General features: G+C 69.2%; 15 protein-coding genes. 9 read left to right on the top strand and 6 right to left on the bottom strand.

From position 1 onward, the window contains the following. Positions 1–29: 29 nt before the first annotated feature. Together ACH34T_RS19120 and ACH34T_RS19115 are read right to left on the bottom strand one after the other, a co-directional pair. Complete coding sequence (locus ACH34T_RS19120) at positions 30–227, bottom strand: DUF397 domain-containing protein (RefSeq protein WP_395993510.1); 198 nt, start codon at positions 225–227, stop codon at positions 30–32. Next, positions 217–1,047 carry a helix-turn-helix domain-containing protein gene (locus ACH34T_RS19115; protein ID WP_395993509.1) on the bottom strand — a complete coding sequence of 277 codons (831 nt, stop codon included), beginning with the start codon at positions 1,045–1,047 and terminating at the stop codon, positions 217–219. Before ACH34T_RS19115 ends, ACH34T_RS19120 begins: the two co-directional genes overlap by 11 nt. Positions 1,048–1,161: 114 nt before the next feature. Between ACH34T_RS19115 and ACH34T_RS19110 the strand changes: the two genes are divergently transcribed. Further along, positions 1,162–1,413: a hypothetical protein gene (locus tag ACH34T_RS19110; protein WP_395993508.1), complete on the top strand. Its 252-nt coding sequence runs from the start codon at positions 1,162–1,164 to the stop codon at positions 1,411–1,413. A 164-nt stretch (positions 1,414–1,577) separates the two neighbouring features. Continuing rightward, entirely contained in the window at positions 1,578–1,895 is a 318-nt protein-coding gene (locus ACH34T_RS19105; RefSeq protein ID WP_395993507.1) for a hypothetical protein, read from the top strand. Positions 1,896–1,908: 13 nt separating this feature from the next. Here ACH34T_RS19105 and ACH34T_RS19100 read toward each other — a convergent pair whose 3' ends face one another. After that, on the bottom strand, positions 1,909–2,817 hold the full coding sequence (locus ACH34T_RS19100) for an NAD(P)-dependent oxidoreductase (protein WP_395993506.1): 909 nt from the start codon (positions 2,815–2,817) through the stop codon (positions 1,909–1,911). Positions 2,818–2,845: 28 nt separating this feature from the next. On the opposite strand from ACH34T_RS19100, the gene ACH34T_RS19095 reads away from it, so the two are divergent. Beyond that, a complete protein-coding gene (locus ACH34T_RS19095) occupies positions 2,846–3,853 on the top strand; it encodes a nitronate monooxygenase (RefSeq protein ID WP_395993505.1) in 1,008 nt (335 codons plus the stop codon). Here ACH34T_RS19095 and ACH34T_RS19090 read toward each other — a convergent pair. Beyond that, positions 3,793–4,248, bottom strand: coding sequence for a winged helix-turn-helix transcriptional regulator (locus tag ACH34T_RS19090; protein ID WP_395993504.1), 456 nt, complete (start codon positions 4,246–4,248; stop codon positions 3,793–3,795). The genes ACH34T_RS19095 and ACH34T_RS19090 overlap by 61 nt on opposite strands. Positions 4,249–4,303: 55 nt before the next feature. Between ACH34T_RS19090 and ACH34T_RS19085 the strand changes: the two genes are divergently transcribed. The 6 genes from ACH34T_RS19085 (at position 4,304) to ACH34T_RS19060 (ending at position 8,645) form a co-directional block, all read left to right on the top strand. Beyond that, entirely contained in the window at positions 4,304–4,699 is a 396-nt protein-coding gene (locus tag ACH34T_RS19085) for a YybH family protein (RefSeq protein WP_395993502.1), read from the top strand. Between the two features lie 98 nt (positions 4,700–4,797). After that, positions 4,798–5,316, top strand: coding sequence for a hypothetical protein (locus ACH34T_RS19080; RefSeq protein WP_395993501.1), 519 nt, complete (start codon positions 4,798–4,800; stop codon positions 5,314–5,316). Positions 5,317–5,537: 221 nt separating this feature from the next. Further along, complete coding sequence (locus ACH34T_RS19075) at positions 5,538–6,884, top strand: carbohydrate-binding protein (RefSeq protein WP_395993500.1); 1,347 nt, start codon at positions 5,538–5,540, stop codon at positions 6,882–6,884. Positions 6,885–7,145: 261 nt separating this feature from the next. Beyond that, positions 7,146–7,640: a MerR family transcriptional regulator gene (locus ACH34T_RS19070; RefSeq protein ID WP_395993499.1), complete on the top strand. Its 495-nt coding sequence runs from the start codon at positions 7,146–7,148 to the stop codon at positions 7,638–7,640. Next, on the top strand, positions 7,522–7,836 hold the full coding sequence (trxA, locus tag ACH34T_RS19065; protein WP_395993498.1) for a thioredoxin: 315 nt from the start codon (positions 7,522–7,524) through the stop codon (positions 7,834–7,836). The genes ACH34T_RS19070 and trxA overlap by 119 nt, the downstream gene beginning before the upstream one ends. Before the next feature lie 119 nt (positions 7,837–7,955). After that, entirely contained in the window at positions 7,956–8,645 is a 690-nt protein-coding gene (locus ACH34T_RS19060) for a class I SAM-dependent methyltransferase (RefSeq protein WP_395993497.1), read from the top strand. Here ACH34T_RS19060 and rox read toward each other — a convergent pair. After that, on the bottom strand, positions 8,598–10,049 hold the full coding sequence (rox, locus tag ACH34T_RS19055; protein WP_395993496.1) for a rifampin monooxygenase: 1,452 nt from the start codon (positions 10,047–10,049) through the stop codon (positions 8,598–8,600). The genes ACH34T_RS19060 and rox overlap by 48 nt on opposite strands. Positions 10,050–10,280: 231 nt before the next feature. Then, positions 10,281–12,791 carry a protein kinase gene (locus ACH34T_RS19050; protein ID WP_395993495.1) on the bottom strand — a complete coding sequence of 837 codons (2,511 nt, stop codon included), beginning with the start codon at positions 12,789–12,791 and terminating at the stop codon, positions 10,281–10,283. Positions 12,792–12,818 lie beyond the last annotated feature (27 nt).

Here is a 12,818-nt window from a genome sequence, read left to right as displayed (position 1 = left end):
CAGGTCGAGGGCTCGTCGAGCATGCAGGGTCAGGACAGGTCGTGGTCGCCGTTCTTGATTCGGCGGGTGAGGGTGTGCCACGTCGTGGTGTTGAGGGTGAGCTTGGGGCCGTCCGGGTTCTTGGAGTCGCGGACCGCGACCAGGGGGGTGAGGTCCGCGACCTCGACGCAGTTCCCCTCCTGAACACCGCTGTAGGAGGACTTGCGCCACGCGGGGTTAATGCTCATTGAACTCCTCCATCACCTTGCGAATCAGGTCCCGTGAGGGACCCTCGGGTAGCGCCTTGCCGCATATGCGGTCGTATCGTACGGCGAACAGCATGACGTCCGGTGGCGAGGAGACCAACCGGCCACCCTCCGGTGACTCGGTGTAGGCCACTTCCCCGTAGTCGTCGCCGGACATGAGGGTGAAGCTGCCGTCCAGGCCAGGGTATGCCCCGGTTCCGAAGGTCTTGGGCACCACCCGGACGCTGTGGCGCTCCGAGGCCTCCAGCAGCGCGGCGAGTTGCGCCCTCATGATCTCGGGGCTCCCAACCGGCCACTCGAGAGCGTGCTGGGAGACGACGACTCCCAGTTGCGGGGCGGGATCGGCGGTGAAGATTCCTTGCCGTTCCATGCGCCTCACCAGTCTTGTGTCGAGGTCGGGAGTCGGGACTCCACTGATCAGGGCACGGGCGTAGGCCTCGATCTGGAGCAGGCCTGGGATCACTTGGGCTTCGAAGGTGCGGATGAAGCGCGCTCGTTGTTCGAGTTCCTTGTACTGCGAGAACCATTCGGGATCGTGACCGAGGCTGGCGTACCAGACCAAATGTCCGAGAATGCCCCCAGTTTTCCATCTGCGGTCGATCAGGGCCGCGCGCTTTCCGTCGAGTCGGACCTGTCCCGTCTCGATTCGGGAGACCTCCGTCGTGCTGGCCCCCATGACATGGCCCAGCTGGGTTCCGGAGATCTCTCGTTGATTCCTGAGAAAGCGCAGGTACCACGCGGTGAGGTCCCACATGTTGGTGCGGGGCTGGGGGAGTTCTTCCGGCTTCCGCTTTCGCGGCATGAGCGATCTCCTGTCTTCCGAGAACTTCCAGGATTCTTCTGGACACGGGACAATTTACGCCGGTAGGGCCAGTCTCGTTGGTGAATCACGAGAAACGGATTCAGCGGGAAGCAGGTGACGGTCATGGCAATGGACACACGCACACATCCCGACGATCACGCTCTTTACTGGCTTCGCGCCGAATTCGCCGGACACCGGATATTTCGGGCCGTGCGGGTGGACGGGTCGCTGGGGGAGTGGGTGGCGAGTCTGCATGATCCGCGTGCGGGTGTGGACGCGACGGTGATGTGTCCGACGGCCGAGGAATTGCGCGCGGCGCTGGTCAGGGAGGGCGAGCGCGCCGAGATGCGCGCGAGGTTCCGGTGAGGCGCGGAGGAGCCACGAGACTTCGCGCTGATCGCCGGTTCCGGGGCCGCTGGTCATAGGCCCCGGAGGTGGAGGCGGCGCGGGCGGTGCACGCCCCGCCCCCCGGGCGCACCGCCCGCGTCCCTCCGCCGATGAGACGAGTCGAGGACAGAGAGGCGGATCTGATGGGTTACGACAAGGGACGGCACGTGGCGACCATCGACGTGTCGCCGCGCAACGAGCGGCGCGAGCACCTGTCCGCGCTGGACGTGGGCGTGCGGGCGCACCCGGAATTGGCGGGCGGGCTGGTCGAGCGGCGCGGCGTGAGCTGGGTGAGCGTCGTGCGGTACGGCGGCCCGCGCCGGAGGGTCGAGATCGGCTGCGACTTCCGCGACGGCGGGTGGTGGTTCTGCTGGGCGTCCGACGGCCGCGCCATCGCGCCCGCGTCCGACGTCACCGGCACCCTCGACGCCGTCGCGGGTGAGCTCGTGCGGTCGGCTTAACCGGGCCCGGTCCTTAGCGGACGCGGTGGAGGAGGGGGTCGCCGCGGGTGAGGCGGTGGCAGTTTTCCGTCGCGACGGCGAAGTATCTGGCCCAGGTTTCATGGGTCAGCCATGCGACGTGCGGCATGACCACGACGTTTTCGAGGGCTAGTAGTGGGTTGGCCGTGTTTACTGGTTCGGTTTCGAAGACGTCTAGGCCGGCGCCGGACAGGTGTTGTGTTTGCAGGGCTGTTGTCAGTGCTTTTTCGTCGATTACCGGGCCGCGTGCTGTGTTCACGACGATCGCGCCGTTGGGGAGGAGGGCGAGGCGTTCGGCGTTTAGGAGGTGGCGGGTTTCGTCGGTGAGCGGGACGTGTATTGAGATGATTTCGCTTGATCGGAGCAGGTCGTTCAGATTCCGCCAGGCCGGGTCGTCGGGGCGCGGGCGGCGGGACGTGAACAGGACGCGGGCGCCGATCGCCTCCAGCATCCCGCGCAGCAGGGTGGCGATCTCGCCGCCGCCGAGGAGGCCGACCGTCCGTCCGGCCAGTTCGCCTCCGACCAGCGCCCGGTCGGCGGGCCAGCCTTCGCCTCGCCGTGTCCGCGCGTCGAACGGGACGACGCGGCGGAGCGCCGCCAGCATCAGCAGCAGGCTCGTCTCCGCGACGGCCTGCGCGTTGCGGCCCGGCATGTTCGCCACCGCAATCCCGCGTTCCTCGGCGGCGTCCAGGTCGATGGTGTTGACGCCGGTGCCGAGCTTCTGGATCAGGCGTAGCTTCGGCGCCCTGTCCATGTCGGCGCCCGTGAGGGGGCGCAGTACGTGCCAGATGACCTCGGTGTCCGGGAGGAGCTCGGCGAATCGTGTGTCGTCCTGTTCTGAGCAGCTCACGATGTCGAGGCCCGGCTCGTCGTGGTCCATGTCGTAGTGCAGCAGCACCCGCATCCCGACCTCCTTCGCTATCGTGCCGATCATGACGCATGTGCCGTGGCCTGCGCTTCCGATCGTGCAGGCGCCGATGGCGGGCGGGCCGTCCACGCCCGCGCTGGCCGCCGCCGTGTCGGACGCGGGCGGCCTCGGCTTCCTCGCCGCGGGCTACAAGACCGTCGCGGCCATGCGCGCGGATATCTCGGCGACGCGGGAGCTGACGGCGCGTCCGTTCGGGATGAACGTCTTCATGCCGTCGCTGGACGATGTCGACCCGGCTGTTGTCGACGCCTATCGGGAGCGGCTTGCTGCGGAGGCCGAGCGGCTGGGCGTTTCGCCGGGCGTTCCGGCTGCTCGTGACGACGCGTATGAGGATAAGGTCGCCGATCTGCTGTCCGATCCTCCGGCGTTTGTGAGCTTCACGTTTGGCTGCCCGTCGGTAGATGTCGTCCGCGCCTTTCAGGAGCGCGGAGTTGTTGTGGTTGTGACGGTGACCACGGTTGAGGAGGCGCGGCAGGCGTCGGGGGCTGATGCGCTCTGCGTGCAGGGGGCCGAGGCGGGTGGGCATCGCGGCTCGTTCGGCAACACGTCCGACGAGCCCGTGCCGTTGCGGGTGCTGCTTCGGGACGTCCGGGTGGCGACGACGCTGCCGATCTTCGCCGCGGGCGGTCTGGGCACGGCTGCGGACGTCGCCGAAGTGCTCGCGCTCGGGGCTACCGCGGCGCAGCTCGGGACCGTGTTCGTCCGCTGCCCGGAGAGCGGCGCCAGTGCCGTCCACAAGGCGGCGCTCGCCGACCCGCGCTTCACGGCGACCGCGATGACCAGGGCGTTCAGCGGACGACCGGCACGCGGCCTCGTCAACCGGTTCCTCACCGAGCATTCGGCGCACGCGCCCGCCGCCTATCCGGACGTCCACTTCGTGACGTCGCCGCTGCGCAAGGCGTCCGCCGCCCAGGGCGACCCGGACGGCGTCAACCTGTGGGCCGGGGAGTCCTACCGGACCGCCACGGAGACCCCGGCCGGTCGGCTCGTCGCCGCCCTGTCGGGGCGCTGAGCTGTTTCGCTGCCCCAGTCCCAAAGGGCTTGGAGGACCGGGCCTAGGCGGCGTCCGCGCGAGGTCAGCGTGTATCGGGTGCGCGGAGGCCATCCCGGCTCGCGCCGCCGGTCGAGCACCCCGGACTGGACGAGGTGGGCCAGCCGATCCGCCAGCACCTTGTCCGACAGCGCGGGCAGCGCCTGGCGTAGCTCGCTGAACGAGTGGTCATCCCGGAGGAGCTCGCGGACCAGCAGGGTCGTCCAGCGTCCGCGAAGCGCGTCCAGCGTGATCTCGACCGGGCAGCACGGGCTCGGCTCGGCGACCTCCGCCCGCGGATCGTCGGGCAGCCCAGGCGGCTGGTGCCGCTCAGGCGGCCCAGGCGGTCCCGGGCGGCCAACCGTTTGGTGAGTCACGAACGCGCCTCCTAGCGTTTCGCGCATACCCCACTTGTCTACCGGAAGGACCATCATGCGCTCACTCGCCGACCGTCCCGAAGACGTCCCCCTGGTGTTCGCGGAACGCTTCAACAGCGGCGACCCGGACGCGCTGGCCGAGGTGTACGAGGACGGCGCGGTGTTCGTCCCCGAGCCGGGCTCGCCCCTCACCGGAGCGGATGCCCACGCCGCGAACACCCGGTTCATGAGCGTCGGAGCGCCGATCACGGTGCGCCCACGGCACGTCTACACCGCCGGGGAGCTGGCACTGCTGATCGTCGACTGGGTGATCGACGGCGCGGACCGCTCTGGCCGTCCCGTCCACATCGAGGGCACCGCCACCGACGTCGCCCGCCGCGGGCCCGACGGTCATTGGCGCTACACCATCGACAGCCCCTTCGGCTGCGCCCTGCCCGCCCCCGCCACGTAGTAGCGACTGGGGCTGGGGCGGTTGGCGGGCGGCGGCGGAGGGGCGAGGATGAGGGCGTGGACAGCGCTGGGAAGCCGTTGCTGGCGTGCGATCCGCGGATGCTCGGCTCGTTCGAGGCACGTGCTCGGGTGGACGAGACCGCGGCGGGTGTCGTCTTCCTGGGGGAGTGGGCGGGTGACGTGCCCGCCTTGATGGTCGTCCTCCGTCCTTCCGTCGCGGCGGACGCGGTGGCGCTGGACCGGTTCCAGGCCGCCGTCGACGCGCTGCCCGAGGACCGGGCGGCCCTGGGGGCGATGCCGCGGGGCCTGGTGGCCTGGGCCGCCGTCCCCGCCGGGGCTCGCGACGACGCGATCGCCTTGCTGCGGGCTGCCCGGACGGAGACGGCAGAGGTTCGCGTGGCCCAGACCTCGGAGGACTCTCCGAAACTCGCGGTGGATTCACCGGAACCCGCGGTTGACTCGCCGGAACCCGCGGTTGACTCGCCGGAAGTCGCGGTTGACTCGTCAGAAAGCGCGGAGATGAGCGCTCGGGACTGGGCGATCGTGTTCGGCTTCCTGGCCGCCGTCGCCAGCTGGCCGGTCCTGTTGGTCTTCGTGCTCGTCCAGCTGTTTCGGTGAGCCTCGGTCTGGAACGGCTCTGCCGGGCGTCGACGCTGGTCCGGCGTGGTGGACGGTCCGGGCGGACGGGGAGAGGTCTTCCCGGTTAGGTACGACGCGGCTACTCTGCTACTGGCGTCCATGCCGGTTTTGTGCCATGCGCTTGGGAGAGTCCCGCCCCGGGGACTTGTGTCTGGCTCCGCACCGGCTCCTCAGTGCCCCCCGTCCTGCCGAGGAGTCCCGTGAAACACCACCCCAAGCGCTTGAACTTCATGCACAGACGATGGTCCGCGGCGACCGCCGCGCTGGCTTCGGCCGGTGCGGCGCTTCTGCTGTCGGTCGTCGCGCTGGTCGTGCTGTCGGCGCCGTCCTCAGCCCAGCCGTCCCTGACCGTCTGCACGTTCCCCGCGTGGGGCGAAGGCGGCAGCTACACGGCCGGGACCAAGGTCACCTACAGCGGACGCGGCTACGAGGCACGCGTCGCCCACACCGCCCACACCGGCGCCGGCTGGAACCCGGCGGCCACCCCCACCCTGTGGCGTGACCTCGGTGTCTGCGACGACTCGCAACCGCCGACCACCCCGCCGACCACCCCGCCCACGACGCCTCCGACGACGCCGCCCGAGGGCGAGCCGACCTGCGCCGTGAAGGGCAAGCCCGCAGGCAAGGTGCTGCAGGGCTACTGGGAGAACTGGGACGGCGCCGCCAACGGCGTCCACCCGCCGTTCGGCTGGAGCCCGATCGAGAACCCGATCTTCAAGCAGCACGGCTACAACGTGTACAACGCGGCGTTCCCCGTCATCCGCTCCGACGGCACCGTCCTCTGGGAGGACGGCATGGACGCGACGGTGAAGGTCGCCACTCCCGAGCAGATGTGCGCGGCCAAGGAGGCCGGGGCGACCATCCTGATGTCGATCGGCGGCGCGACCGCCGGCATCGACCTCGGCTCCCGCAGCGTCGCCGACAAGTTCATCGCGACGGTCGTGCCGATCCTGAAGAAGTACAACTTCGACGGCATCGACATCGACATCGAGACCGGCCTGACCGGGTCGGGCAGCCCCGCCACGCCGTCCACGTCGCAGGCCAACCTCATCCACATCATCGACGGTGTGCTCGCCGCGATGCCGTCCAACTTCGGGCTCACCATGGCGCCGGAGACCGCGTACGTGACCGGCGGCAGCGTCACCTACGGCTCCATCTGGGGCGCGTACCTGCCGATCGTCAAGAAGTACGCCGACAACGGCCGCCTGTGGTGGCTGAACATGCAGTACTACAACGGCAGCATGTACGGCTGCTCCGGCGACTCCTACTCGGCCGGGACGGTCGAGGGCTTCGTCAAGCAGACCGAATGCCTGAACAAGGGACTCGTCGTCAACGGCGTCACCATCAAGGTGCCCTACGACAAGCAGGCCCCGGGCCTGCCCGCGCAGCCGGGCGCCGGCGGCGGGTACATGGGAACGGGCCTGGTCGGCCAGGCGTGGAACAGCTTCAACGGCCAGCTCAAGGGCCTGATGACCTGGTCCATGAACTGGGACGGCTCGAAGAACTGGACCTTCGGCGACAACGTCAAACGGCTCCAGGGCCGCTAGCGGTTCAACCTCTCGCGATGACGGGCCCGACGGTACCCACCGCCGGGCCCGTCCCACGTCCGGACGGGTGTCGTCCTGCGTCCGGATGGGCGTCCGCCCTCCGTCCAAGGGGTGTCGTCCTGCGTTCGTCGTACGTCCGTCCGCGTGGCCGAGGCGACTTTCGGTGCAGTCCGGGGTCCGTCCTCGCTGGCCGTTCCCGGTTGACATTGACGCCGGTGTTAAGGGGTAGCGTCGCAATCGGCCATGGAAGGAGGAGGGTCGATGCGGATCGGGGAGCTGGCCGGCCGGGCCGGTGTGAGCACCCGGACCCTGCGCTACTACGAACAGCAGGGCCTGCTGTCGGCGCGGCGTGCGGCCAACGGCTACCGGCAGTACGAGGAGTCCGACGTCCGGCTCGTCACGGAGATCCGCTCGCTGCTGGCGGCCGGGTTCACGCTGGAGGACGCCCGCCCGTTCGTCGACTGCCTGCGCGCCGGACATTCCGACGGCGCCGCCTGCCCCGAGTCGGTCGCGGTCTACCAGCGCAAACTCGCCGAGATCGACGCCGACATCCGGACCCTGATCCGCCGCCGCGCGGACGTGGCCGACCAACTCGCCCGGGCCTGCCCCGGCTGCCTGCTCTCCCAGGAGAAGACGAATGATCACACTGACGGCGGAGAACTTCGACGCCCACGTGCTCCACGGCGACAAGCCGGTACTGGTCGAATTCTGGGCGGACTGGTGCCCTCCCTGCAAAATGATCGCGCCGATCCTTGAGCAGATCGAGGCGGAGCACAACGACCGCCTGACGGTCGCGAAACTGAACGGCGACGACCATCCGGAGATCGTGTCCCGGTACGGCGTCATGGGCTTTCCGACAATGAACCTCTACCGCGACGGCGACGTCGTCCGGCAGATCATCGGCGCCAAGTCCAAACGCCTCCTCCTCGCCGACCTGGACGGCCACTTCTAACCGCCCCGGGCGACCCCTCTTAGCCGCCGTCCTGGACGAGCATTTCTAGCTGCCCAGGGCGGCCACTTTCGCTGCCCCTGGAGGGCCGCCGCCAAGGCGGCTGTGCGAGGCTCGCGAGCGTGAACGCCGAGGGACACGACGCGACCCGCCGAAGCTACGACACCGTCGCCGAGAAGTATGCCGCCAGATTTCGTGACGAACTCGCCGCGAAACCGCTGGACCGCGCGCTGCTCGCGTCCCTCGTCGAGCAGACACCGCCCGGCGCCCCACTCGCCGACCTCGGCTGCGGCCCGGGGCACGTCGCGGCCTGGATCGCCGGGACGGGCGCCGCGGCGGTCGGCATCGACCTGTCCGCCGCGATGGTCTCCGCCGGACGCCGCGCATACCCGGACGTGGAATTCCGCGAGGGCGACCTGCTCGCATTGCCCGCCGCGGACGGCGAGTTCGGCTCGGCCGTCGCGTTCTACTCCATCATTCATCTGGCGCCGTCCGAGCTTCCGAGGGCTTTCGCGGAGGTGCACCGGACGCTGCGCCCCTCCGGCCTTTTCCTCGTCGCGTTCCACGTCGGCACGCAAGTCCGCCATCTGGACGAATGGTGGGGCCACGAAGTGCACCTCGATTTCCAGTTCTTGGAGCCCGCACATGTCGCCGGACTCCTGGAGGACGCGGGATTCGCGGTGGAGATGCGAATGGAGCGCGTCCACCTTCCCGACGAGGTCGACACCCGCCGCGCCTACCTCCTCGCCCGCCGCACGGCGGGCTCAGCCGTTTCCGGGGGCGCCGAACCACCGGGCGAGCCGGCCGAGTAGTTCCTGCTGGTCGTCACCGGCCCATGCGACGTGGCCGTCCGGACGCAGCAGCACGGCGGGCACGTCCAGCCGTCCGCCGTCGCCTTCGCGGCCGTCGACGCTGTCGACGACGTGGTCGACACGGTCTGTCCAGCCTGCGATCGAGAGGCGTCCGGTCTGGTCTAGCAGCAGGCCGCGGCCCTGGTGCAGCTGGTCGTAGAGGCGCCCGCGTTTCAGGTCGACGTCCCGCATCCGTCGTCCGAGCAGGTCAGGCCCTTCGCCGAAGTCGTAGCGGACGCCGATCGCGACGAGCTTCCCGATCAGGTACCGGTTCACCTCCTCGAAGTCCATCAGTTCCGCCACGAGCCGCCGTACCGCCTGGGGGCCCGGCTCGGCGGACATCAGCTCCGTCTGCGCGCGGGTGTGGTCCAGCACGTCGGCGGCCACCGGGTGCCGTTCGGTCTGGTAGGTGTCCAGCAGGCCGTCCGGCGCCCAGCCGCGGATTTCGGCGGCCAGCTTCCAGCCGAGGTTGAAGGCGTCCTGGATGCCGAGGTTGAGCCCCTGCCCGCCCATCGGCGGATGGACGTGCGCCGCGTCGCCCGCCAGCAGCACCCGGCCGACCCGGTAGCGCTCGGCCTGGCGGGTGGCGTCGCCGAACCGGGACAGCCAGCGCGGCGAGTGGACGCCGAAGTCCGTGCCCGCGAACTTCCGGAGCTGCCGCTTGAAGTCGTCCAGGGTCGGCGGGACGGTGCGGTCCTCGGCCACTCCCTCGGCGGGAACGACGACGCGGTACAGGCCGTCCCCGTACGGCCCGAGCCCGAACCTCAGCTGGGTCTTGCGGATGTCCGCGACGACGGAGGCGATCGTGTCCCGATCTTCCGTGACTTCCATCTCGCCCAGCAGCGTCTCCGCCTTCGCCGGTTCGCCGAGGAAGCCGACGCCGAGCAGTTTGCGCACCGTGCTGCGGCCGCCGTCGCAGCCGACGAGGTAGCGGGACCGGAGCCGCGTGCCGTCGGCCAGCTCGGCGGTCACGCCGTCCTCGTCCTGGTTCAGCCCGACCAGCTCGCAGCCGCGCCGGATCTCGGTGCCGAGCTCGGTGGCGTGCTCCGTCAGCAGACGTTCGGTGGTGGGCTGCGGGATCCCGAGGACGTACGGGTGCGTGGTGTCCAACCTTTCGGGCGAGGGCTTGGGAATGGCGGCGAAGAAGCCACCGAGCGGGTGTCGGCGGCCGTTCGCGAGGAACCTGTCGAGCAGGCCGCGCTGGTCCATCACCTCGATGCTGCGCACGTGCAGCCCGAGCGCGTGGATCTGCTTGGTCGGCTCCGCGTCCTTCTCCACCACGAGCACGCGCACCCCGTGCAGCCGCAACTCCCCGGCCAGCATCAGACCGGTCGGCCCGCCCCCGGCAATGACCACGTCGAACATGAACCCCCCAATTCGTTGACGTCTTTTCCCGGCCAGCCGCACCGCGCAGATCAGCGACGCGCACCCGCGCTTCCTGATTTCCGCAGGTGCTGGCTCCGGCGGCAGATTCTGCATCACGACAGGGGTCTTGCCGCAAGCCCCCGGGTGCGCTATATGTTGGAAGTGGCAGGGAGCCCAAAACTCCCTGCCTTTGCTTTTGCCGTCCTGGGGCGGCGGGGGCGGTCGGGCTGATCACCCGGTGGAGTTGCGCGGTGGGGTCCGTGGTCGATGTACGCGATCCGTGCTGTCCGCTAGGTGGGAGCGGGCGCCGATTTGCGTCCATGCGGGCACGATCTGTGTGGTGAACACGCCGGAGTCCGCTACGTTCAACCATTCCGGGACCGATTCGATGGCCCGCTGGAGGTCGCCGGAGGTGGGAAAGCGGCTCTCGGGATTCCGTGCGACGGCGCGGGCCAGCACCTCGCGGAATTCCGCAGAGACCGGTGCCTCGGACAGATCGACTTCGGAATTCAGTTTGGCATAGAAGATCGATTCAAAGCTCGTCTGGTCGTAGGCCTGGCGGCCAATCAGGGCGTAATAGAGGACCAGCCCAAGGGCGTACTGGTCGACCCGGTGGTCGGGTTCCCGGTCGTCGATCTCCTCGGGCGCCAGGAAACCGGGAGTGCCGACGATCAGGCCGGTCGCGGTCAGCCGCTCCATGCCCTCGATCCGGGCGACGCCGAGGTCGATGATGACCGGGCCGCGTTCCGCGGAAAGGATGACGTTGGCGGGCTTGAGGTCCAGGCGGACGATATGTTCCTGCGCGATGTAGTCCAGAGCGCCTGCCAGGCGATGCGCGATGACGGCGACCTGGGCGGGAGGTAGCGGGCCTGATTCTTGGACCAGCTCGTCGAGGGTGGGGCCCTCCAGCAGTTCCAGGACGATCGCCGGTCCCGTGTCCGGCTCGTGGAGGACATCGTGCACCCGGACGATCTGCGGATGCCGGAGCCGCCCGGTGATCTTGGCTTCGCGTTCTAGCCGTGCCACCGCGATCGGGTCGTCCTTCATCGAGCCGCGCAGCGTCTTGATCGCCACCGGCCGGGCCAGCATCCGGTCCCGGCCGCGGTAGACCGTGCCCATGCCGCCCTGGCCGATCATGTCGAGCAGCTCGTAGCGGCGGCCGAGGGCCCGGGGCGGGCGGCCGGACGTCGGCAGCGTCTCGCCCCGCGAGGAGGTCAACGCCGCGAGTATGTGCGCGTACCCGCCGTCGGGGCGCTCCGACTCGTACAGGGCCGCGAACCCCTGCAGCGACCGCCGGACGTCCTCGGCGAGCCGGAACACCTTCGCCCCGGACTCGGCCACGTCACCGATCATCGTCGCGGCGGCGCCGGGCTCCCGGATCACCTCCAGGATGCCGCGTTGCGCCAGGTGATCCAGCAACCGTTCCACGTTGCGCCGCGACAGCCGCAGCAGCGGATCGAACTCCGCCTCGTCCCCTTCCTTGAGGAGGTCTGTGGCGCTGAACGGCTCCCCGTCGCTTTGCAGCACCCAATCCAGCACGAAATAGCTGCCCAGCCGCCAGCGGTCCTCATCGATGGCGACAGGGAACAGCCGGTGGTGCCTGCCGCCTTCGATGTAGTCCCGTAACACGTCCTCAAGCTGGGCGTAGAATTCCACGCGTTCCATTTCGGTGTCGTCCACTCGAAGGTGAGGGACGTCGTCCTCCCACACCACGAACCCGTTGAACTCCTGCAGAAGGCGGCGCGGGACTCCGCGTGCCTTGAAGCGCAGATAGTGCGCCAGCAACTCCAACTGCCCGGAATCGGGGGCCGGACGCGTGTCCGGGTCGATGAGGGAATCGATGAGCACATTGGGCGCGTCCCAGGTGCACGGCACGTAGATGCGCCAGCCGAAGACGCTTTCATAGACGCCGTTTCCGCGCGCCGCGTCACGCACGGCGCGGTCGTGCAGGTCCGGTCCCGCCACGACCAGGAAATGCGCGCCGGGCATCGTCAGCACATTCTTGATGCCGCTCAGCAGGGTCTCGACGGTCGCCAGGCCTTCGGCGTCCACCGTCAGTTTGTCGACCTCGTCGAGGACGATGACCAGCCGCAGGCGGGAACTGACCTGGCGCGGCCACGGCCACAGACGCCGAATGCCCGATCGCGGCTCGGGCGCGAGTTCGGCCTCGTTGTCCAACAGCGAGACGATGCGCATCAGGTCGTGCTCGACATCGGTCTCCGAGTAGGCCAGGAAGGCCGCCTCGCTGGCCATCGTGGAAGTGCGCTTCGCCGAGAGATTGAGTTTCGGCACCACATAGTCGACGACGGTCTTCACGCCGCGTCCGCCGCCCGCGCCGACGTCCAAGGTCGCGCCGCGTTCCCGTGCCTCGGACTGCGTCTCCTTGAACGCCAACGAGGTGCGCATGTACGCCAGCAACAACGGCCGCCGGGTCTCCATCGGCAGCCGATCGAGGACGCCCGAGTCGCTGAGCGCCTCGAAGACCCGGCGCACCACCGCGAACAGCAAGCGTTCGGTCGTGGTCGATCGCGCGACGCTCAGAGTGACGGCCAGCACCAGTTCGTCCGGCGCGCTCTGCTCCACGATCTCGTCCAGGGCCCGCAGTACCAGCGTGGATTTGCCCACCCCGCGGAAACCCGTGATCAGGAAGGCGCCGCCACGGGAGTGCCGGATTCTGCTGCGCAGTTCTCCGATCAGCGCCGCGTCACCGAGTTGGGGCAGCGTGGCCTCTCCGGCTCGCAACGGTTCATGCACGTACCTGAACGAGCG

The organism is Actinomadura sp. 9N215, from assembly GCF_044326345.1.
GTDB lineage: Bacteria > Actinomycetota > Actinomycetes > Streptosporangiales > Streptosporangiaceae > Spirillospora.
The sequence above is the reverse complement of the archived record's forward strand: the minus strand, read 5'-3'. Positions and strand labels throughout refer to the sequence as shown.